This is a genomic window from Pseudomonas sp. P20 (genome assembly GCF_016463925.1).
In the GTDB taxonomy this organism is placed as follows: domain Bacteria; phylum Pseudomonadota; class Gammaproteobacteria; order Pseudomonadales; family Pseudomonadaceae; genus Pseudomonas; species Pseudomonas aeruginosa.
This window is the reverse complement of record NZ_JAEMVM010000010.1, coordinates 305,974-325,597: the sequence shown is the minus strand read 5'-3', so window position 1 is coordinate 325,597 and position 19,624 is coordinate 305,974. Positions and strand designations below refer to the sequence as shown.

Genomic DNA, 19,624 nt, shown 5'->3' with positions numbered 1-19,624 from the left:
GACCTCAGATTGTTGTTGTGCTTTCGAGGTATCGACGAGCCTGACGCAGCCGGCGCGTTCGGAGAATTCGCCATTGCTCAAGCCCGCGTTCGCGTCTGTCGAACGCGTTCAGCCACCCTCCCCGGCCCGCTCCAGCAGGCGTCGCGCGCGCCCCAGCACCGGCGCGTCGACCATCTCGCCGTCGACCACGAAGACGCCGGCACCGGAGGCGCCGGCCTCTGCCACCCGACGCGCCCACTCCAGTTCCGCGGGACTCGGCATCAATGTCTGGTGGATCGGCTCGACCTGGCTCGGATGGATGCACAGCAACCCGCCGAAGCCCATGTCGCGAGCGAAGCGCACTGCCTCGACCAGTCCGGCACGGTTCTGGATCGCCGGATAGACGCCGTCCAGCGGCGGCGCCAGGCCTGCCAGGCGCGATTGCAGGAGCAGTGCGTAACGGGCGTGACCGAGAATCTGTTCGGCTGCGTTGCTGCCGCTGTTGAGATCGAGGTCCAGGGCCAGGTCGAGGCTGCCGAAGGACAGCCGCTCGACCCCCGCGGCAGCGGCGATCTCGCCTAGCGCGGCAAGGCCGCGGGCACTCTCGACGATGGGCCAGACCGGCTTGCCGCTGGCCACGGCGGCGTGGCGCACCTGGGCGGCGCTCTCCACTTTCGGCAGGAGCAGGCCGATCACTCCGGCGTGGTCGCGGCACAGCGCCAGGTCGTCGGCATGCCCGGGATGCTCCGCCGCGTTGATCCGCACCAGCACCCGGGCTTCCGGCGTATCGACGAGGAAACGCCGGAGATTGGCCCGCGCCTCGACCTTCAGCCCCTCCTCCACCGCATCCTCGAGGTCGACGATGACCCGGTCGGCGCCGCTGGCAAGGGCCTTGGGGATCCGCTCCGGGCGGGTCGCCGGGACGAACAGCGCGCTGCGCACGATCTGTCGGTTCATGTCCGCCTCCTCATACCGTTCCGGTCGCGCGCAGGCGCTGGATATCGGCCGCGGTACAGCCCAGTTCGGCAAGCAGCGCGTCGCTGTCGCCGCCCAGCGCCGGCACCGCATCCATGCGCGGAACGAAGGCGCTGCTGCTGGCCGGCGGCAACAACGCCGGCAGGCGCCCGGCCGGGCTGTCGATGGAGGTCCAGCGTTGCCGCGCCTGTAACTGCGGGTGCGCCCAGACCCCGGCCATGTCGTTGACGTGGGCGCTGGCGATCTGCGCCTGTTCCAGGCGCGCCACCACCTCGGCGGCCGGCAAGGCGGCGAAGGCTTCGACGATCAGCGCACGCAGCTCTTCGCGGTTGGCCGAGCGCTTGAAGTTCGCCGAGAAGCGTTCGTCGTCGGCCAGCTCCGGGCGGCGCAGGACCTTGTCGCAGAAGGCCCGCCACTCGCGCTCGTTCTGCAGGCCGAGCATCACTGTGCCGCCGTCGCCGGCGGGGAATGGCCCATAGGGGTAGATGGTCGAGTGCGAAGCGCCGGCGCGCGGCGGCGGCGGCGCGTCCTGGTAGGCGTAGTACATCGGGTAGCCCATCCACTCCACCAGGCTCTCCAGCATCGACACGTCGATGCGGCTGCCCTCGCCGGTGCGCTCGCGCAGCAGCAGGGCCGAAAGGATGCTGCTGTAGGCGTACATGCCGGCGGCGATATCGGCGATCGAACAGCCGGCCTTGGCCATCTCGTTCGGCCCGGCGCCGCCGGTCACCGAAAGGAAGCCGCCCTCGCTCTGGATCAGCAGGTCGTAGGCCTTCTTCTTCTCGTAGGGACCGCCTTCGCCGTAGCCGGAGATATCGCAGACGATCAGTCGCGGGAAGCGCTCGCGCAACGCCTCGTAGGACAGGCCCAGGCGCGCGGCGGCGCCCGGCGCGAGGTTCTGCACCAGCACGTCGGCGCCGGCCAGCAGCTTCTCCAGCAACGGCAGCGCCTCGGCCTGCTTGAGATCGAGGCTGAGGCTCTGCTTGGAACGATTGGTCCAGACGAAGTGCGACGACAGGCCGTTGACCCGCTCGTCGTAACCGCGGGCGAAATCGCCGACGCCGGGGCGTTCGATCTTGATCACCCGCGCGCCGAGATCGGCCAGTTGGCGGGTGCAGAAGGGCGCGGCGATGGCGTGCTCCAGGCTGACCACGGTGATGCCGTCAAGCGGGCGCGGCTGGTGGGATTGCGTCATGGGTCGGACTCCCTGCCCTCGTCCGTCGAAGACGAGGTGCGGCTGGTTCGGTTGATCAGATCAGGGGCGTTACGGAAGGCGCCTGACGCAGGCCCCAGGCGCGCTGGATAAGGATCTCCGCCTCGGCGCCGGTGGCCGCGCCGGAAAACGCCAGCAGGCGGCGGAACTTGTCGGCCAGCTCGTCGCGGCTGAGGGTATTGCCGGGATCGCCCTTGGGTTCGTCGATGGCGGCGGTATGGCGCCGCCCTTCGCGATCCAGTACTTCGACCCGCCCGAGCCAGCGCTGCGGATAGGCGGCGTCGACCTCCGGGTCCAGGCGCATCTCGACCCGCTCGCGGAACGCTGCGACCCGCGGGTCGCTCAGCGCATGCCGATGGAACTCGCCGAGGCCGGCCTTGCCGTACACGGCGATCAGGCCCAGCACGGTGCCCATGGAGAACTTCGCCTGGTGCACGGTCTGCGGCTCGACCACCCGGCCGAGCACGTCGATGGCGCCCTGGTGGACCCGCGCGGTGACCGCGGCGATCTGCGAGTGATCGAGCCCTTCGCGCTGCATCAGCGCCAGCAGCGCGTCGGCCGCGGGATGGGTATGGCGGCACGAGGCGTGGAACTTGAACGAGGTTTCCAGCAACGCCCAGCGGCTGCCGAGGCGATCCACCAGGCGCTCGGGGTCGGCGTCGCTGGACATCCCGGCGGCCATCCCCTGCTCGCCTTCGAGGATGTGTCGCGCGCCGCTCAGGCCGTCGGCGGTGAGATAGGCGGCGAGCAGCCCGTCGGCGGCGGCCTTGGCGGTATGCAACTGCTTGGAATCGGCGGCGTCGCGGAGGAACTCCCAGAGCCCGGCGGCCTGGGTTCCGGCGCTGCCGAGCAGGTCGACGAAGCGCTCGCGGTCGAAGTCCATCAGCTTGCCCACCGCCACTGCCGCGGCGAGGGTGCCGACCGTGGCAGTGGTATGGAACACCCGGTAGTGGGAACGGCCGAGGAATTCGCCGATGCGGATGCCGGCCTCGTAGCCGGCCACCGCCGCGAGGATCAGCTCGGCGCCGCTGCGGCCGAGGTCCTGGGCCGCGGCCAGGGCAGCAGGGAAGACCACCGCCGCGGGGTGCAGCACCGAGCTGTTGTGCAGGTCGTCCTGCTCCACCACGTGGGAAGCCGCGCCGTTCACCAGGGCGGCGAAATACGGCGAGCTGCGCCGCCGGCTGGGCAGGATCTGCGCGCTACCGTCGGCCGGGCCCATGCGTTCGGCGTAGCGCTCGAACAATGGGATCGGATGCTGGCCCTTGCCGGCCAGCGCCGAGCCGAGCCAGTCGAGGAACAATTCTTCCATCCGCGCCAACACCGCCGGCGGCAGGTCCTGGTAGCGCAGGCCGGCGAGAAAGCCGGCGAGTTGCTGGGTGTAGTCGGTCATGACCAACGCTCTCTTGTAGTTGTCCCGAGGCACGCGGCCTACAGCGGGTTGCTCAGTTCGATCAGGTTCAGGTCGGGGTCGCGCAGGTACAGCGAGAGGATCGGCCCGCCGGCGCCGGTGCGCTGCACCGGGCCCTCGAGGATTTCCACGGCCTGCTGGCGCAGTTGCTCGGCCACCGCCTCGAGTGGCGTGGCGACGATGAAACAGAGGTCGGCGGACCCTGGCGTAGGTCGCTCGGCCTTGGGTTCGAATTCGCCCCCGGCCTGGTGCAGGTTGATCTTCTGCGCACCGAAGGCGAGGGCCTTGCGACCCGCGCCGAAGGTAACGGCGCGCATGCCCAGCACGCGTGTGTAGAAATCGATGCTGGCGTCGATGTCGCGGACGGTGAGCACCAGGTGGTCGAGACGGTCGATCTGCATGGGCGGCTCCCGCTTCAGAACGAGCGCGGCAGTTCGAGCAGGTGCTCGGCCACGTAGGACAGGATCAGGTTGGTGGAGATCGGCGCCACCTGGTACAGGCGGGTCTCGCGGAACTTGCGCTCGACGTCGTACTCGCAGGCGAAGCCGAAGCCGCCGTGGGTCTGCAGGCAGGCGTTGGCCGCCTCCCAGGAAGCTTTCGCCGCCAGGTACTTGGCCATGTTCGCGCTGGCCCCGGCGTTGAGCCCGGCGTCGTACTCCTGGCAGGCGCGCCAGCGCATCAGGTCGGCGGCCTCCACTTCGATGTGCGCCTCGGCGATGGGGAACTGCACGCCCTGGTTCTGCCCTATCGGCCGGCCGAAGACCACGCGGTCGCGGGCATAGTGGCTGGCCTTGTCGATGAACCAGCGGCCGTCGCCGATGCATTCGGCGGCGATCAGGGTGCGCTCGGCATTGAGGCCGTCGAGGATGTAGCGGAAGCCCTTGCCTTCCTCGCCGATCAGGCTATCGGCGGGGATCTCCAGGTTGTCGAAGAACAGCTCGTTGGTCTCGTGGTTGACCATGTTGGCGATCGGCTGCACGGTCAGGCCCTTGCCGATGGCCTCGCGCAGGTCGACGAGGAAGATCGACATGCCTTCGGACTTGCGCTTCACCTCGGCCAGCGGCGTGGTGCGCGCCAGCAGGATCATCAGGTCGGAGTGCTGGATCCGCGAGATCCACACCTTCTGCCCGTTGATCACATAGCGGTCGCCCTTGCGCACGGCGGTGGTCTTGATCTTGGTGGTATCGGTGCCGGTGGTCGGCTCGGTCACCCCCATCGACTGCAGGCGCAGCTCGCCGCTGGCCAGCTTCGGCAGGTAGAAGCGCTTCTGCGCCTCGCTGCCGTTACGCAGCAACGTGAACATGTTGTACATCTGCCCGTGCACGGTGCCGGAGTTGCCGCCGCAGCGGTTGACTTCCTCCAGGATCACCGAGGCCTCGGCCAGGCCCAGACCGGAACCGCCGTACTCCTCCGGGATCATCGCCGAGAGCCAGCCGGCGTCGGTCAGGGCCTTGACGAAGGCCTCGGGAAAACCGCGCTGCTCATCGATGCGGCGCCAGTAGGCGGCGTCGAATTCGGCGCAGAGGGCACGTACGCCCTCGCGGATCGCGTTCAGCTCTTCGCTGTTCGGATTCATCGGTGACTCCTCGATTCTTGTCGTTGGATGGGCGCTGGGGCCCTTTCAGTCGAATTCCACGTCGCCGCGCTGGGCCAGGCCGGCGCCATTGCCGACCCATACCTCGGCCTTGCCGGCAGCGAGCAGGCGGCCGCCGACCTCGAACGGCTCGGGACAGATCAGCGGGCGCAGGCCGCGATAGGCGAAGCGACGCAGGCGCGCCTGCGGATTGGCCCGGCAGAACGCGCGCAGGGCCAGGGTGGCGATCAGCGGACCGTGCACCACCAGGCCCGGATAGCCTTCGGCATCGGTGACATAGGGCCAGTCGTAGTGAATGCGGTGGCCGTTGAAAGTCACCGCCGAGTAGCGGAACAGCAACACCGGATCGGGCTCCAGCGCCTCGCGCCAGTCGCCCTCGGGCAAGGCCTCGGTACCGCCGAGCTTGGGCGGGGTCGGTTCGCGGTAGACGATGTCGTGCTCTTCGCTCAGCGCCAGTTGGCCGTCCTGGCGGTAGTCGTGGCGCAGGGTGACGAACAGCAGCGCGCCGCTGCGACCGTGCTTCTCCTCGACCCGGAGGATGGTCGAGGTGCGGCTGGCCTCGCCGCCGACCCGCAGCGGCTGGTGGAACTCCAGGCGCCCGCCGGCCCACATGCGGTTGCGATCGTCCGCCGGCGGCAGGAAACCGCCGCGCGCCGGGTGGCCGTCGACGCCGAGGCCGGCGGCCTCCACCGGGTCCTGGAAGAACGCCCAGTGCCAGAGCGGCGGCAGCGCTTCGCCGTGGGCCGGGGTCGGCTCGCCGAAGGTGGCGGCGATGCGCTTGACCAGGTTGCGGCTCAATTGATCGTGGGTTTCTTCCTGGCGACCGATCCAGGGGGCGAAAGCGGACTCACTCATGCGTGGCTTCCCATGACCTAGGGGGTGATGGGAGGAGAATGATAGGATGCTAGCGTTTTGAGAATTTGCAATTACGCAATGGCGCGTTCGGATTTGCCGAACGCCATGGAGTGCCCATGCATTTCGATCTCGCCGACCTGCGCCTGTTCATCCATATCGCCGAGTCGCCCAGCCTGACCCAGGGCGCGCGCCGCGCCTTCCTTTCCCCGGCCGCCGCCAGCGCGCGGGTCAAGGCGCTCGAAGGCCAGCTTGGCAGCCGCCTGCTGTATCGCGACAGCCGCGGCGTCGAACTGACCCCGGCGGGCCAGCGCCTGCTACAGCACGCGCGGCTGATCATGCGCCAGGTGGAATACCTGAAGAGCGAGTTCACCGAGTACGGCAGCGACGCCGCCGGGCATATCCGCATCTTCGCCAATACCACCGCGGTCACCGAATTCCTTCCGGAAATCCTCGCCGGCTTCCTCGCCGCTCGTCCCGGGGTCACCGTCGACCTGCAGGAACGCCTCAGCCGCGACATTGTCCGCGGCGTGCTGGACGGCTCCACCGACCTCGGCATCATCGCCGGGCCGGTGGCGGCCAGTGGCCTGCAGGTCCTGCATTTCAGCACCGACCGCCTGGTGATGGCGGTGCCCCAGGGCCATCCGCTGGCCGGACAGGCCAGGGTACGCCTGCGCGACACCCTGCAGTTCCAGCATATCGGCCTGCCCGAGGGCACCACCCTGCACGCCTTCCTGTACGAACGGGTGGAGCAGATGGGCGAGCAGCTATCGCTGCGCATCCAGGTCTCCAGCTTCGAGGCGATCTGCCGGATGATCGAGGGCGGCGTCGGCATCGGCGTGATCCCGCAGTCCGCCGCGCGCCGCCACAGCCGGACGATGAAGCTGGCGACCATCGAACTCGACGAGCCCTGGGCGATCCGCGAGCGCAGCCTGCTGGTACGCGACCTGGAAGCACTACCGAGTTGCCTGCGGGCGTTGATCGAGGAGTTGCAGAGGGTGGGAGACAGCCTGTAGGGCGGATAACGCCCCTGGCGTTGTCCGCGGGGCTCCGGAGAATCGGCGGACAACCGCCAGGCGGTTATCCGCCCTACGACTCCCGACAAGCCGGGGTGCGATCGTCGCGAAGGGCGCCGCCCACCACTCCCGCTCAGTTCGCCAACCCACCGCTCTCCGCCAGGCTGCGCTCGTCCGCGGCGAGCATCGCCGGCATGTGCTCGCGGAGGAACTCGACCCAGGTGCGGATCTTCGCATCCAGGTACTGCCGCGAGGGGTAGAGGGCGTAGACGTTGAGATGGAACAGGCTATAGCGCGGCAACACCCGCACCAGGCTGCCGTCCTTCAGGCCGTTGACCGCCGCGTACACCGGCAGCGCACCGATACCCATGCCGGAGACCACCGCCTCGGTCATGGCGTCGGCGGTGTTGACCTGGAAATGCGTCTGGTTGATGCAGGCCAGTTCCTGGCCGTCGGGCCCGTCAAACAGCCAGCGGTCCAGCGACATCACCGAGTTCACCAGGCGCAGGCAACGGTGCGCGGACAGCTCCGCCGGCAGCTTGGGGAAGCCGTGCGCGGCAATGTAGCCCGGCGAGGCGCAGAGGATGCTGTAGGTCTGGCCGATGCACTTGGAGACGAAACCGGAGTCCGGCAGCTCGGGGGCGATCACCACGGAAATGTCGTAGCCCTCGTCGAGAATGTCGGTGATCCGGTTGGCCAGGGTCAGGTCGAAGCCAACCTCCGGGTAGGTCTCGCAATATTGCGAGATGGCCTTGATCAGGTAGTGCTGGCCGATGCCGGTCATCGCGTGGACCTTCAGCGTGCCCGACGGCCGCGCATGGGCGTCGCCCGCCTCGGCCTCGGCCTCCTCGATGTAGGCGAGTATCTGCTGGGCGCGCATCAGGTAGCGCTGCCCGGCTTCGGTCAGCGCGATGCGCCGGGTGGTGCGATGCAGCAGGCGGGTCTGCAGGTGGGCCTCCAGCTTGGCCACCGCACGGGAGACATAGGCGGTCGTCAGGTCCAGGCGCTGGGCGGCGGCAGTGAAACTGCCGGTCTCCGCGACGCTGACGAACGCGCGCATATTGAACAGGATATCCATCACGGCCCTCTAGGCTCTGACGCTTATGGCGCGTCTCTTTTCCACGCAACCCGGAGGACACCCCAAGGCGGCGCAGATTCTGTCACGAGTCAACCCACCTATTATTGCCTTTTGTGACAAAAATTTTTCACCTATCCGATCTCTTATCCGCAAGCGCGGGCGCTCCTAGAATTCCCAGCCGTTTCGGCCTCCCCTCGCCGTCGTTCAGGATTCGCAGCAGTGCCCCGCGCCACCCGGAAAGGTCTCCCCCTGGTTCCACCGGCTCCCCTCGCGTTCTTTCCCAGCCCCGACGAATTGCGCCGCGCCCTGCTCGAATGGGCGCGTAGCGACGGCGTCGCCTGGGTCTTCGTGTTCAAGGCCCTGCTCACCGCCAGCCTCGCCCTGTGGCTGGCCTATCGCCTGGAACTGCCGCAGCCGAGCACGGTGCTGGTGACGGTCTTCATCGTCATGCAGACGCAGAGCGGGCAGGTCCTGGCCAAGAGCTTCTACCGCATCGTCGGAACCCTGATCGGCCTCAGCGTGATGGTCACTCTGATCGCCCTGTTCGCCCAGGAGCGCGTGCTGTTCCTCGCCTGCCTGGCGCTCTGGGTCGGCCTGTGCACCGCCGGCGCCGCGCGCTACCGCGATTTCCGCGGCTACGCCTGCGTACTCGCCGGCTACACCGCGACCATGATCGGGATTCCAGCCACCGCGCACCCGGAAGGCGCCTTCATGGCGGCGCTGTGGCGGGTCCTGGAAATATCCCTGGGCATCCTCTGCACCGGTACCGTCAGCGCCATCTTCCTGCCGCAGACCAGCGGCGCCGCCCTGCGCAACACACTCTACGGGCGCTTCCGCGACTTCGCCGGGTTCGCCGCCGAAGGCCTGCAGGGCAGCCTCGACGGCGAGCGCTTCGGCGAGCTCAGCGCGCGCTTCGTCGCCCAGTCCGTGGGCCTGGAAAACCTGCGCAGCGCCACTACTTTCGAAGATCCGCACATGCGCCTGCGCAGCGGCCGGCTGATTCGCCTGAACAACGAATTCATGGTCATGACCAGTCGCTTCCACGGCCTCCACCGCCTGCTCGAACGCCTGCGCGGGCGCGGGGCGCAGAATGTCCTGGAGGTCCTGGCGCCCTGCCTGGCGGAGCTTGCCGGGCTGCTCGCGCCGATTCGCGAACGGACGCCCACCGACGCCGACGCCGCGCGCCTGGCCGAACGCATCGAGGCCTACAAGCCGGAACTGATGCAGAACATCCGCCAGGCCCGCCAGCGCCTGGTGGAGCAGCGCCCCGGCGAGAACGATCTGCTGGATTTCAACACCGCTGCCGAACTGGCCTTCCGTTTCACCGACGACCTGCACAACTACGCCCTGACCCACGCTTCCCTGGCCGAACACCACCATACCCGCGAGCAATGGAAGGAAAGCTTCGTCGCCCGCGCCAACCCGGTCGCCGCGCTGGTCGCCGGAGCGCGCAGCGCGCTGATGATCGGCCTGCTCGGCACGTTCTGGATCCAGACCTCCTGGCCCCACGGCGGCACCTTCGCCCTCACCGCGGTACTGATCTCGGCGCTCTCCTCGACCTCGCCGAATCCCGGCCGGTTGTCGCTGCAACTCACCCTCGGGACCCTCGCCGGGGCCTGCACCGGGCTGTTCGTGCTGCTCTACCTGCTACCCCACGTGGACGGTTTCCCGATGCTGCTCTGCTGCCTGCTGCCGGTCTTCGCGGTCGGCGCCCTGCTGCTCTGGCGGCCGCAGTGGAACGGCTACGGCGTCGGCCTACTGGTGTGGTTCTGCTTCGCCTCGCTGCCGGCCAACATGGCGCGCTACGACGCCCTGGCCTTCTTCAACGAATACCTGGCACTACTCTTGTCGATGGTCCTCGCCACGGTCGCCGCCATGGTGATCCTGCCGCCGAACCGGCCGTGGATGTGGAAGCGCCTGGAGCACGACCTGCGCGAGCGGGTGGTGTTCGCCATCAGCGGCAAGAGCAAGGGCCTGGTCTCCGGTTTCGAAAGCGGCACCCGCGACCTGCTGAACCAGGCCTACACCTTCTCCGCCGGCCGCCCGGACGTGCAACGCCGGTTGCTGGGCTGGATGTTCCTGGTGCTGGAGGTCGGCCAGGCGATCATCGAGCTGCGCCTCGAACAGCAACGCCTGCCCCAGGAGCCCTGCTACGCCGAACGCACCGCCTGGCGCCGGGCGATCCGCCTGATGGGCCGGGCGCTGATCCGGCTGTTCCTGCAACCCGGGCCGAGCAACCGCCAGCGCGCCCTGCACGCGGTGAACCAGGCGATCATGGCGGTACGGGCGGCGCCGGAGCCGCGCGCACCGCAGTTCGATACCTCGCCGCTGCGACGGGTGCTCAGCTACCTGCACTTCATTCGCAGCGCCCTGCTCGACCCGCAATCGCCCCTGGGCCAGGAAAGAAACCCGTGAGCCGGTCGCAAAGCCGCGGCGCAGAAGGCCACAGGGATATTGTTACCGATCCGTACAAGGTTCTTGTCTTGACTGAGTCTATATGTCGCAGCCTATCCCAACTTACAATAAACCCAACAGCCGAAGTTAACTCCCGTTGAACTTCGACTCCGCAACTTGATTGCAGACTTACTTACCCAGCCTTGTTTATCGAGTTGCCCCGGTGACCTGTCCGCCTGTCTTCCGACGGCAGATCGTACCCACTCAGAAACTACTCAGGTAAATAGTAATGAAGGCTTTCGCCCTGATGGCCCTGTTCGCCTGCTCGCCGCTGGTGATGGCGGCTGGCGCCCAGGATCAACCTGCCAGCCAGCAGGAAAACGCTGTTGAAGAATATGCCTATGGCATGCAACTGGATGTGGCTCGCGTTATATCTTCAACCGACACTTCCAATGCCTGCGGCATCGTTCCCGCACGCATGACCTACGAAGATTCGAACGGCCAGAAACATACCGTCGAATATCAGGTCTGGGGCAACGGCTGCACTGGCGGCTAAACTCTGCTCGACCTCCGGGTCGACCTCCGAAGGATCGCGCCACGAGGGGCAGCTCGCCCATCCGGCGCGATCATTGTGTACTCGGCGGCGACAATCCCGCCTCTCGGCGAACATCCTGGCCGTCCTCCCCACGCCTCATCGTGCTGCCGCCCTTTCACAAGGGCCGACGCCTCCACCGTTTCTTTCCCAGCCTGCAACAAACCGGCAAGCATGCCGCTCAGCCCTCGCCTTGCCCCACGCCATGCTGGCGCAGCTTGTTCGCCGCCGTGGTATGCGAAACGCCGAGGCGCTTGCCCAACTGGCGGCTGCTCGGATGTTCGCGGAACAGGCGCTCCAGCACCGCCTTCTCGAAGCGCCCGACGATGGCGTCGAGGTCTCCTTCCAGGGAAAAATCCCCCAGCGGCTGCGGCGCGCCGTAGTCCGGCAGGCGGATGTGCTCGGCCTTGACCGTTCCCCCTTCGCACAGCGAAACCGCCTGGAACAGCACGTTTTCCAATTGCCGCACGTTGCCCGGCCAGTGGTAGCGTTCGAGACGTTCCAGCGCCTGCGCGGAAAGCTTCGGCAGGCCGCAGCCGATCTGCCGGCTGGCCTGGTCGAGGAAATGCTCGGCGAGCGGCGCCAGGCCATCCAGGCACTCGCGCAGCGGCGGGATGTGCAGCGAGAGCACATTGAGACGGTGATAGAGGTCCTGGCGGAATTCGCCCTTGGCGCAGAGTTCGGACAGGTCTACCTGGGTGGCGCAGATCACCCGCACGTCCAGGTACACCTCCTCGTCGCTGCCGACCCGGCGGAAACAGCCGTCCTGCAGGAAGCGCAACAGCTTGGCCTGCAGGCGCGGGCTCATCTCGCCGACGCCGTCGAGGAACAGCGTGCCGCCGGCGGTAAGCTCCAGCAGGCCGAGCTTGCCCTCCGGGCGGGCGCCCTCGAAGGCTCCCGGACCATAGCCGAACAGCTCGGTCTCGGCCATGGATTCCGGCAGGCCGGCGCAGTTCAACGCCATGAACGGCGACTGCCCGCGCGGGCTGGCCAGGTGGCAGGCGCGCGCCAGCAGCTCCTTGCCGGTGCCGGTCTCGCCCTCGATCAGCAGCGGCGCGTCCAGCGGCGCCATGCGCCGCGCCTCGCGGACCACCGCGGCCATTACCCGCGAACTCTGGAAGATACTGTCGAAGCCACGCAGCTCCTGCTTGCGCACATGGTAGATGCGCTCGCCGACGCGATCCGCGCGATGCAGGGTCAGCACCGCTCCAGCCAGCGCCTCGCTCTCGTCGTGCTCGGATTGCAGCGGCGCGATGTCGGCGAGGAACACGTCGCCCTTCACCTTCACCCGCAGCCCGTTGATCCGCGCCTTGTTGGCGCGCACCAGTTCGGGCAGGTCGAGGTCCTCCACATAGCGCGACAGCGGAATCCCCGGCACCTCGTCGACGCGCACGCCGAGCAACTGCGCGGCGGCACGGTTGGCGGCGACGATCTGCCCGCCCATGTCCACCGAGAGCACCGGGAAGTCCAGGGCGGCGAGCAGCGCGTTGAGTTCCAGGTGCCGGCGCTCGCTGGGCATCAGGCCGACGCGCTTGACCCCGAAGACCCCCGGCACCGCCTCCAGCTTGGGCCGCAACGACTGCAACTGGAGGTTGATCATGTTCGGACAGAGCAGGTAGATGGCGTTGCCCTGGTCGCCGCCGACTTCGCCGCGATTGACGTTGATGCCGTAGTCGACCAGCAGGTTGAGGATGTCGCGGAGGATGCCTACGCGGTTCTGGCAGTGCACTTTGATACGCATGGCGTGGCCCGGTGTTGTCGTTCTGATGGGCTCGCGGCCGGTTTTTTAACTCCCGGCCGGAAATTTCCGTCAAGAATATGTGACAGTTAGACTCACCAGCAACAATGCCTGACCCAATGAACAGGCGACCCAGGCCAATTCGTAAGGAAAACTTTACGAAAACGCCGATTCCTCCCCGTTGCCCGGTCCCTATCCGGGGCTGCACGGACCGTCCCGACGCGGTATCGATAAGGCAACGACAACAACAAAGACCCCGCGGCCACAAGCCGCTCATGGAGTCCGTATGAAAACGACGCAGTACGTGGCCCGCCAGCCCGACGACAACGGTTTCATCCACTATCCGGAAACCGAGCACCAGGTCTGGAATACCCTGATCACCCGGCAACTGAAGGTGATCGAAGGCCGCGCCTGTCAGGAATACCTCGACGGCATCGAACAGCTCGGCCTGCCCCACGACCGGATCCCCCAGCTCGACGAGATCAACAGGGTTCTCCAGGCCACCACCGGCTGGCGCGTGGCGCGGGTTCCGGCGCTGATTCCGTTCCAGACCTTCTTCGAACTGCTGGCCAGCCAGCAATTCCCCGTCGCCACCTTCATCCGCACCCCGGAAGAACTGGACTACCTGCAGGAGCCGGACATCTTCCACGAGATCTTCGGCCACTGCCCACTGCTGACCAACCCCTGGTTCGCCGAGTTCACCCATACCTACGGCAAGCTCGGCCTCAAGGCGAGCAAGGAGGAACGCGTGTTCCTCGCCCGCCTGTACTGGATGACCATCGAGTTCGGCCTGGTCGAGACCGACCAGGGCAAGCGCATCTACGGCGGCGGCATCCTCTCCTCGCCGAAGGAGACCGTCTACAGCCTCTCCGACGAGCCGCTGCACCAGGCCTTCAATCCGCTGGAGGCGATGCGCACGCCCTACCGCATCGACATCCTGCAACCGCTCTATTTCGTCCTGCCCGACCTCAAGCGCCTGTTCCAACTGGCCCAGGAAGACATCATGGCGCTGGTCCACGAGGCCATGCGCCTGGGCCTGCACGCGCCGCTGTTCCCGCCCAAGCAGGCGGCCTGACGAGAAACGCCGCCGCCGCGGCTGACCCCGCGGCGGCCTTGTACTATGGTGGACGGGCACGGCCCGTCCGCCGCTCCCACATGCGACAACCAAGGACTCCCACCATGACCGCACTCACCCAAGCCCATTGCGAAGCCTGCCGCGCCGACGCCCCGCACGTCAGCGACGAAGAACTGCCCGTGCTGCTGCGGCAGATCCCGGATTGGAACATCGAAGTCCGCGACGGCATCATGCAACTGGAGAAGGTCTACCTGTTCAAGAACTTCAAGCATGCCCTGGCCTTCACCAATGCCGTCGGCGAGATATCCGAGGCCGAAGGCCACCATCCGGGCCTGCTGACCGAGTGGGGCAAAGTCACCGTGACCTGGTGGAGCCACTCGATCAAGGGCCTGCACCGCAACGATTTCATCATGGCGGCGCGCACCGACGAGGTAGCGAAAACCGCCGAGGGGCGCAAATGAGTCATTTCGCCAAGGTCGCCCGCGTACCGGGCGACCCGATCCTGGGCCTGCTCGACGCCTACCGCAACGATCCGCGCGCGGACAAGCTGGACCTCGGCGTCGGTGTCTACAAGGATGCCCAGGGCCTGACCCCGATCCTGCGCTCGGTGAAACTCGCCGAGCAGCGCCTGGTCGAGCAGGAAACCACCAAGAGCTACGTCGGCGGCCACGGCGATGCGCTGTTCGCCGCGCGCCTGGCGGAACTGGCGCTCGGCGCCGCCTCGCCGCTGTTGCTGGAGCAACGCGCCGACGCCACCCAGACGCCCGGCGGCACCGGCGCCTTGCGCCTGGCCGGCGACTTCATCGCCCATTGCCTGCCCGGCCGCGGCATCTGGCTGAGCGACCCGACCTGGCCGATCCACGAGACCCTGTTCGCCGCCGCCGGCCTGAAGGTTTCCCACTACCCCTACGTCAGCGCCGACAACCGCCTGGATGTCGAGGCGATGCTTGCTGGCCTGGAGCGCATTCCCCAGGGAGACGTGGTGCTGCTGCATGCCTGCTGCCACAACCCGACCGGTTTCGACCTGAGCCACGACGACTGGCGCAGGGTGCTCGACGTGGTGCGTCGCCGCGAGCTGCTGCCGCTGATCGACTTCGCCTACCAGGGCTTCGGCGACGGTCTCGAGGAAGACGCCTGGGCGGTACGCCTGTTCGCCGGCGAACTGCCGGAGGTGCTGGTCACCAGTTCCTGCTCGAAGAACTTCGGCCTGTACCGCGACCGCGTCGGTGCGCTGATCGTCTGCGCGCAGAACGCCGAGAAGCTCACCGACCTGCGTAGCCAACTGGCCTTCCTCGCCCGCAACCTCTGGTCGACCCCGCCGGCGCATGGTGCCGAGGTGGTCGCGGCGATCCTCGGCGACAGCGAGTTGAAGGGACTCTGGCAGGAAGAGGTCGAAGGCATGCGCTCGCGCATCGCCAGCCTGCGCATCGGCCTGGTCGAAGCCCTGGCGCCGCACGGCCTGGCCGAGCGCTTCGCCCATGTCGGCGCGCAACGCGGGATGTTTTCCTATACCGGACTGAGCCCGCAGCAGGTCGCTCGGCTGCGCGACGAGCACGCCGTTTACCTGGTCTCCAGCGGCCGGGCCAACGTCGCCGGTCTCGACGCGCGCCGCCTCGACCGCCTGGCGCAAGCCATCGCCCAGGTCTGCGCGGACTGAACCCTCACGGTTACCCTGAGCCGGCTGTGATGGCCGGCTTTTTTTCGCCCCAGCGAATGCCGCACACTCCCGCCGAGGCGGCGGATAACCGCGTTGCGGTTATTCGCCCTACCGCACCACGACCTTGTGGGCGTAGGGCGAATAACGCCACAGGCGTTATCCGCCGAACCTCTCTGAACCGGGCCAACCATAAGTCAGCACTTTCAAAGCCCTACGTGCTTTTCCTACAAAAGAGCATAAAATGCTCAATTATGGGCACCAGTTCACACTGCGCCCCACGGCCCCCACTTTCTCGTCTTAGTGAGCAACGCACGTGAGAAACCGTCTCCTGTCACTGGTCACCCTGTTCCTGTCCCTCAGCGTTGCCACCGCGGTATCCGCCTCCCCGCCGCCCAAGGCCGGGCTGCCGCTGCAACAGGAGCTGGCGTCGGGCAGCGCGCTGGTTACCGACCAGAACACCGGCAAGGTGCTCTACTCGCGCAACCCCGACCTGGTGGTGCCGATCGCCTCGATCACCAAGCTGATGACCGCCATGGTCGTGCTCGACTCGAAACTGCCGCTGGACGAGGTACTGCCGATCGCCATCAGCGAGACCAGCGAAATGCGCGGGGTGTTTTCCCGGGTGCGGGTCGGCAGCCAGATCAGCCGCCGGGACATGCTCCTGCTCGCCCTGATGTCCTCGGAGAACCGCGCCGCCGCCAGCCTCGCGCAGAACTATCCGGGCGGCAAGAACGCCTTCGTCAAGGCGATGAACGCCAAGGCTCACGCCCTGGGAATGAAGAACACCCGCTACGTCGAGCCGACCGGGCTGTCGCTGCACAACGTCTCCACCGCTCGCGACCTCACCCGCCTGCTGGTGGCCAGCCGGCAATATCCGCTGCTCAGTCAGTGGAGCACCACTCCGGAGAAGACCGTGGCCTTCCGCCACCCCAACTACACCCTGGGCTTCCGCAACACCAACCACCTGATCAACAACAAGACCTGGAACATCCAGTTGACCAAGACCGGCTTCACCAACGAAGCAGGCCACTGCCTGGTGATGCGTACCACGATCAACCGCAATCCGGTCAATCTGGTGGTGCTGGACGCCTTCGGCAAGTACACCCACTTCGCCGACGCCACGCGCCTGCGACGCTGGCTGGAAACCGGCCAGGTCACTGCGATCCCGGCCGCGGCCAAGGCCTATCGCCTGCAACGCGACCGCGAGCGCGGCCTCGGCCAGCCGGTGGCCCAGGCCGTACGCTGATCCGTCGCGAAGACCGGCCGGCTCAGAAATCCACCTTGCCGCGCCCGGCCTTCACCGCGCCGCGCTTGGCCTTGCCGTCCAGCCGGCGCTTCTGCGAGCCGCGCGTAGGGTTGGTCGGGCGGCGCGCCTTCTGCACCTTGGCCACGCTGCGGATCAACTCCGCCAGGCGCTCCAGGGCATCCTCGCGGTTCTGCTCCTGGGTCCGGTACTGCTGGGCCTTGATCACCACCACGCCGTCGCCGCTGATGCGCTGGTCGTTCAGTGCCAGCAGACGCTCCTTGTAGAACGGCGGCAACGACGAGGCCTGGATGTCGAAGCGCAGGTGCACCGCGCTGGAGACCTTGTTGACGTTCTGCCCGCCGGCGCCCTGGGCGCGAATGGCATTCAGCTCGATCTCATGGTCGGGCAGGTGGACGGCATTGGAGATGATCAGCATGGGGCGGCACGGTGGACCAACGGGCTGCCAGCATAACCCCTTTGCCGAGCGGAGAAGCAGGCCAAAAGAAACCCGGCCGCGGCCGGGTTCCTTCATTTCGGCTAAGGCGCCAGGTCGAACTCAACGCTCCTTGCAGGCGACCCCGTCGGTGGGCTCGCCGCCCTTCCAGTCGCCGTAGAGGGTGGCTTCCTCGCCCTTGGTCCACCAGATGTACTGGCCGGCGGCGTACTTGGCGCCGGAGGCGGAAATCACATTGCTGAAGACCAGCGTCGAGTTGTCGCTGACCGGCACCACGGCGAGGCTGTTGTCGCCCTTGTTCAGGTACTGCACGGTGAACTTGCGACCGTTCTCGCACTTGTAGTCGACGCTGCGGGTATCCAGCTTGGCATCCCCCGGCAGGGCCAGGTAATCGACCTGGGCGGTCTGCTTGTCGTCGTCGCTGCCGCCGCAGGCGACCAGGACCACGGGAACGGCAGCCAGAAGCAGCCAGAGCGCTTTTTTCATGGAAATCCCTCTAACGAGAAAAAATGGCGCTGCCACTGTAGGAATTCGGCACCTGCCGCGTCAACGACAGGCGCCCCTAGAAAAAGTCTTGTGGGCCGCCGGGACACGCAAAGGAGCGCTCCCCTCTCCTCTGCGCGCCGGCGCCCCATCGATCACTCGGTGACCGGCTTCACCCGCAGGCCCGGCATCGGCCGCGGGGCTCCCTTGAGTCGATAGCAGGCCCACATCACCAGCAGCCAGACCGGGATGGCATAGACCGAGACCTGGATGCCGGGGATCAGCAACATGACGCCGAGGATGAACACCACGAAGGCCATGCACAGGTAGTTGCCGTACGGATACCAGAACGCGCGGAAGTGCGTACGGGTGCCCTGGCGGTCCATCTGCGCGCGGAACTTCAGGTGCGCCATGCTGATCATCGCCCAGTTGATCACCAGCGCCGCCACCACCAGCGACATCAGCAGCTCCAGCGCCTGGTGCGGGATCACATAGTTCACCACCACCGCGAGGAAGGTCACCAGCGCCGATACCACCAGGGCGCGTACCGGTACGCCGCGCTTGTCGACCCTGGCCAGCGCGCGCGGGGCATCGCCCTGCTCGGCCAGGCCGAGAAGCATGCGGCCGTTGCAATAGGTGCCGCTGTTGTACACCGACAGTGCGGCGGTGAGCACCACGAAGTTCAGCAGGTGCGCGGCGGTGCCGCTGCCGATCATCGAGAAGATCTGCACGAACGGGCTGCCGCTGTAGGCATCGCCGGAAGCGTTGAGGGTCTGCAGCAGGCTGTCCCAGGGCGTCAGCGAGAGCAGCACGATCAGGGCGCCGATGTAGAAGATCAGGATGCGATAGATCACCTGGTTGATCGCCTTCGGGATCACCGTCCTCGGCTTGTCCGCCTCGGCCGCGGTGAAGCCGAGCATTTCCAGGCCACCGAAGGAGAACATGATGATCGCCATGGCCATCACCAGTCCGCTCACTCCGTTGGGGAAGAAACCGCCGTGTGCCCAGAGGTTGCTCACCGAAGCCTGCGGACCGCCGCTGCCGCTGAACAGCAGGTAGCAGCCGAGCAGGATCATGCCGATGATCGCCACCACCTTGATGATCGCGAACCAGAACTCGGCTTCGCCGAAGGCCTTGACGTTGGCCAGGTTGATCGCGTTGACGACGACGAAGAACAACGCCGCCGTGGCCCAGGTCGGCACCTCCGGCCACCAGTAGTGGATGTACTTGCCGACCGCGGTCAGTTCCGACATCCCGACCAGGATGTACAGCACCCAGCAGTTCCAGCCGGAGAGGAAGCCGGCGAAGCCGCCCCAGTACTTGTGCGCGAAGTGGCTGAAGGAGCCGGCGACCGGCTCCTCGACGATCATCTCGCCGAGCTGGCGCATGATCATGAAAGCGATGAAGCCGGCGATGGCGTAGCCGAGGATCATCGACGGGCCCGCCGACTTGAGCACCCCGGCCGAGCCGAGGAACAGGCCGGTGCCGATGGCGCCGCCGAGGGCGATCAACTGGATGTGACGATTCTTCAGGCCGCGCTTGAGCTCGCCCGAATGCGGATGTTGGCCGTCCATTGAATTATCTCACGCAAGTGGAAATTTATTGTTGTCGGAGGCGAAACGGGGCCGTGCGGCTCAGGCGGCAGGCGCACGGCGGGCGCCATGCGGGGCGCGTGGCGGCGGGCGGTCGGCTGGGCGGAGGGAGGACTCACGGATCATGCGTCACCTGTTTGTTGTTGTACGTGACGTGAATGGGCCGCCAGGCTCGTGGCTCGGCGGTGCGGGCAAGGCTGGCGCGATCGGCGCCGCTGGAACGGAAACGCGGAGCGCAAGGAAAACCGCCAGCCCCGGAAGAGGCTGGCGGCAGCGGG

Annotated in this window: 18 protein-coding genes; 7 read left to right on the top strand and 11 right to left on the bottom strand. The window is 67.0% G+C overall.

Features of this window, described 5'->3' with window-relative positions; all coding sequences use genetic code 11:
- Positions 1–108 precede the first annotated feature (108 nt).
- From JHD77_RS15970 to JHD77_RS15945, 6 genes are read right to left on the bottom strand one after another with little or no spacing between them, the layout of a single operon-like run.
- A complete protein-coding gene (locus JHD77_RS15970; protein ID WP_003123245.1) occupies positions 109–936 on the bottom strand; it encodes an HpcH/HpaI aldolase/citrate lyase family protein in 828 nt (275 codons plus the stop codon).
- 10 nt (positions 937–946) lie between these two features.
- On the bottom strand, positions 947–2,149 hold the full coding sequence (locus tag JHD77_RS15965; RefSeq protein WP_016561592.1) for a CaiB/BaiF CoA transferase family protein: 1,203 nt from the start codon (positions 2,147–2,149) through the stop codon (positions 947–949).
- 55 nt (positions 2,150–2,204) lie between these two features.
- Positions 2,205–3,557 carry an MmgE/PrpD family protein gene (locus JHD77_RS15960; protein WP_004348281.1) on the bottom strand — a complete coding sequence of 451 codons (1,353 nt, stop codon included), beginning with the start codon at positions 3,555–3,557 and terminating at the stop codon, positions 2,205–2,207.
- A 38-nt stretch (positions 3,558–3,595) separates the two neighbouring features.
- Complete coding sequence (locus JHD77_RS15955; protein ID WP_003085915.1) at positions 3,596–3,976, bottom strand: VOC family protein; 381 nt, start codon at positions 3,974–3,976, stop codon at positions 3,596–3,598.
- Between the two features lie 14 nt (positions 3,977–3,990).
- Complete coding sequence (locus tag JHD77_RS15950; RefSeq protein WP_003085913.1) at positions 3,991–5,151, bottom strand: acyl-CoA dehydrogenase family protein; 1,161 nt, start codon at positions 5,149–5,151, stop codon at positions 3,991–3,993.
- Positions 5,152–5,196: 45 nt separating this feature from the next.
- Positions 5,197–6,024: an FAS1-like dehydratase domain-containing protein gene (locus JHD77_RS15945; protein ID WP_003085910.1), complete on the bottom strand. Its 828-nt coding sequence runs from the start codon at positions 6,022–6,024 to the stop codon at positions 5,197–5,199.
- A gap of 116 nt (positions 6,025–6,140) precedes the next feature.
- On the opposite strand from JHD77_RS15945, the gene JHD77_RS15940 reads away from it, so the two are divergent.
- Positions 6,141–7,037 carry a LysR family transcriptional regulator gene (locus tag JHD77_RS15940; protein ID WP_003085908.1) on the top strand — a complete coding sequence of 299 codons (897 nt, stop codon included), beginning with the start codon at positions 6,141–6,143 and terminating at the stop codon, positions 7,035–7,037.
- Between the two features lie 133 nt (positions 7,038–7,170).
- On the opposite strand, the gene JHD77_RS15935 is transcribed toward JHD77_RS15940, so the two are convergent.
- The gene (locus JHD77_RS15935) at positions 7,171–8,115 is read right to left on the bottom strand and encodes a LysR family transcriptional regulator (RefSeq protein ID WP_003085907.1); all 945 of its coding nucleotides are present in this window, start codon (positions 8,113–8,115) and stop codon (positions 7,171–7,173) included.
- A 219-nt stretch (positions 8,116–8,334) separates the two neighbouring features.
- On the opposite strand from JHD77_RS15935, the gene JHD77_RS15930 reads away from it, so the two are divergent.
- Together JHD77_RS15930 and JHD77_RS15925 are read left to right on the top strand one after the other, a co-directional pair.
- The gene (locus JHD77_RS15930) at positions 8,335–10,530 is read left to right on the top strand and encodes an FUSC family protein (RefSeq protein WP_074231462.1); all 2,196 of its coding nucleotides are present in this window, start codon (positions 8,335–8,337) and stop codon (positions 10,528–10,530) included.
- 268 nt (positions 10,531–10,798) lie between these two features.
- On the top strand, positions 10,799–11,065 hold the full coding sequence (locus JHD77_RS15925; protein WP_003085904.1) for a DUF2790 domain-containing protein: 267 nt from the start codon (positions 10,799–10,801) through the stop codon (positions 11,063–11,065).
- Between the two features lie 217 nt (positions 11,066–11,282).
- Here the strand turns inward: JHD77_RS15925 and JHD77_RS15920 are convergent, their stop codons facing one another.
- Complete coding sequence (locus JHD77_RS15920; protein ID WP_003105980.1) at positions 11,283–12,842, bottom strand: sigma-54-dependent phenylalanine hydroxylase transcriptional regulator PhhR; 1,560 nt, start codon at positions 12,840–12,842, stop codon at positions 11,283–11,285.
- Between the two features lie 283 nt (positions 12,843–13,125).
- On the opposite strand from JHD77_RS15920, the gene phhA reads away from it, so the two are divergent.
- From phhA to pbpG, 4 genes are all read left to right on the top strand, one after another.
- Positions 13,126–13,914, top strand: a complete 789-nt coding sequence (phhA, locus tag JHD77_RS15915; RefSeq protein ID WP_003105977.1) for a phenylalanine 4-monooxygenase — start codon at positions 13,126–13,128, stop codon at positions 13,912–13,914.
- 104 nt (positions 13,915–14,018) lie between these two features.
- Positions 14,019–14,375, top strand: coding sequence for a 4a-hydroxytetrahydrobiopterin dehydratase (locus JHD77_RS15910; RefSeq protein ID WP_003085898.1), 357 nt, complete (start codon positions 14,019–14,021; stop codon positions 14,373–14,375).
- Positions 14,372–15,571, top strand: coding sequence for an amino acid aminotransferase (locus JHD77_RS15905; RefSeq protein WP_003114240.1), 1,200 nt, complete (start codon positions 14,372–14,374; stop codon positions 15,569–15,571). Before JHD77_RS15910 ends, JHD77_RS15905 begins: the two co-directional genes overlap by 4 nt.
- 313 nt (positions 15,572–15,884) lie before the next feature.
- The gene (gene pbpG, locus JHD77_RS15900; RefSeq protein ID WP_003105974.1) at positions 15,885–16,817 is read left to right on the top strand and encodes a D-alanyl-D-alanine endopeptidase; all 933 of its coding nucleotides are present in this window, start codon (positions 15,885–15,887) and stop codon (positions 16,815–16,817) included.
- A gap of 22 nt (positions 16,818–16,839) precedes the next feature.
- Here pbpG and arfB read toward each other — a convergent pair whose 3' ends face one another.
- The 3 genes from arfB to JHD77_RS15885 all read right to left on the bottom strand — a co-directional run bounded on the left by arfB (position 16,840) and on the right by JHD77_RS15885 (position 19,328).
- Positions 16,840–17,253, bottom strand: a complete 414-nt coding sequence (gene arfB, locus JHD77_RS15895; protein WP_191519291.1) for an alternative ribosome rescue aminoacyl-tRNA hydrolase ArfB — start codon at positions 17,251–17,253, stop codon at positions 16,840–16,842.
- 120 nt (positions 17,254–17,373) lie between these two features.
- A complete protein-coding gene (locus JHD77_RS15890; protein ID WP_003085889.1) occupies positions 17,374–17,757 on the bottom strand; it encodes a lysozyme inhibitor in 384 nt (127 codons plus the stop codon).
- 152 nt (positions 17,758–17,909) lie between these two features.
- Entirely contained in the window at positions 17,910–19,328 is a 1,419-nt protein-coding gene (locus JHD77_RS15885; RefSeq protein ID WP_003159652.1) for an amino acid permease, read from the bottom strand.
- Positions 19,329–19,624 lie beyond the last annotated feature (296 nt).

What these genes read in the sequence shown, in the direction of transcription:
- JHD77_RS15970 (WP_003123245.1), bottom strand. Translation starts at nt 936, where the DNA reads ATGAACCGACAGATCGTGCGCAGCGCGCTGTTCGTCCCGGCGACCCGC.
- JHD77_RS15965 (WP_016561592.1), bottom strand. Translation starts at nt 2,149, where the DNA reads ATGACGCAATCCCACCAGCCGCGCCCGCTTGACGGCATCACCGTGGTC.
- JHD77_RS15960 (WP_004348281.1), bottom strand. Translation starts at nt 3,557, where the DNA reads ATGACCGACTACACCCAGCAACTCGCCGGCTTTCTCGCCGGCCTGCGC.
- JHD77_RS15955 (WP_003085915.1), bottom strand. Translation starts at nt 3,976, where the DNA reads ATGCAGATCGACCGTCTCGACCACCTGGTGCTCACCGTCCGCGACATC.
- JHD77_RS15950 (WP_003085913.1), bottom strand. Translation starts at nt 5,151, where the DNA reads ATGAATCCGAACAGCGAAGAGCTGAACGCGATCCGCGAGGGCGTACGT.
- JHD77_RS15945 (WP_003085910.1), bottom strand. Translation starts at nt 6,024, where the DNA reads ATGAGTGAGTCCGCTTTCGCCCCCTGGATCGGTCGCCAGGAAGAAACC.
- JHD77_RS15940 (WP_003085908.1), top strand. Translation starts at nt 6,141, where the DNA reads ATGCATTTCGATCTCGCCGACCTGCGCCTGTTCATCCATATCGCCGAG.
- JHD77_RS15935 (WP_003085907.1), bottom strand. Translation starts at nt 8,115, where the DNA reads ATGGATATCCTGTTCAATATGCGCGCGTTCGTCAGCGTCGCGGAGACC.
- JHD77_RS15925 (WP_003085904.1), top strand. Translation starts at nt 10,799, where the DNA reads ATGAAGGCTTTCGCCCTGATGGCCCTGTTCGCCTGCTCGCCGCTGGTG.
- JHD77_RS15920 (WP_003105980.1), bottom strand. Translation starts at nt 12,842, where the DNA reads ATGCGTATCAAAGTGCACTGCCAGAACCGCGTAGGCATCCTCCGCGAC.
- phhA (WP_003105977.1), top strand. Translation starts at nt 13,126, where the DNA reads ATGAAAACGACGCAGTACGTGGCCCGCCAGCCCGACGACAACGGTTTC.
- JHD77_RS15910 (WP_003085898.1), top strand. Translation starts at nt 14,019, where the DNA reads ATGACCGCACTCACCCAAGCCCATTGCGAAGCCTGCCGCGCCGACGCC.
- JHD77_RS15905 (WP_003114240.1), top strand. Translation starts at nt 14,372, where the DNA reads ATGAGTCATTTCGCCAAGGTCGCCCGCGTACCGGGCGACCCGATCCTG.
- arfB (WP_191519291.1), bottom strand. Translation starts at nt 17,253, where the DNA reads ATGCTGATCATCTCCAATGCCGTCCACCTGCCCGACCATGAGATCGAG.
- JHD77_RS15890 (WP_003085889.1), bottom strand. Translation starts at nt 17,757, where the DNA reads ATGAAAAAAGCGCTCTGGCTGCTTCTGGCTGCCGTTCCCGTGGTCCTG.
- JHD77_RS15885 (WP_003159652.1), bottom strand. Translation starts at nt 19,328, where the DNA reads ATGGACGGCCAACATCCGCATTCGGGCGAGCTCAAGCGCGGCCTGAAG.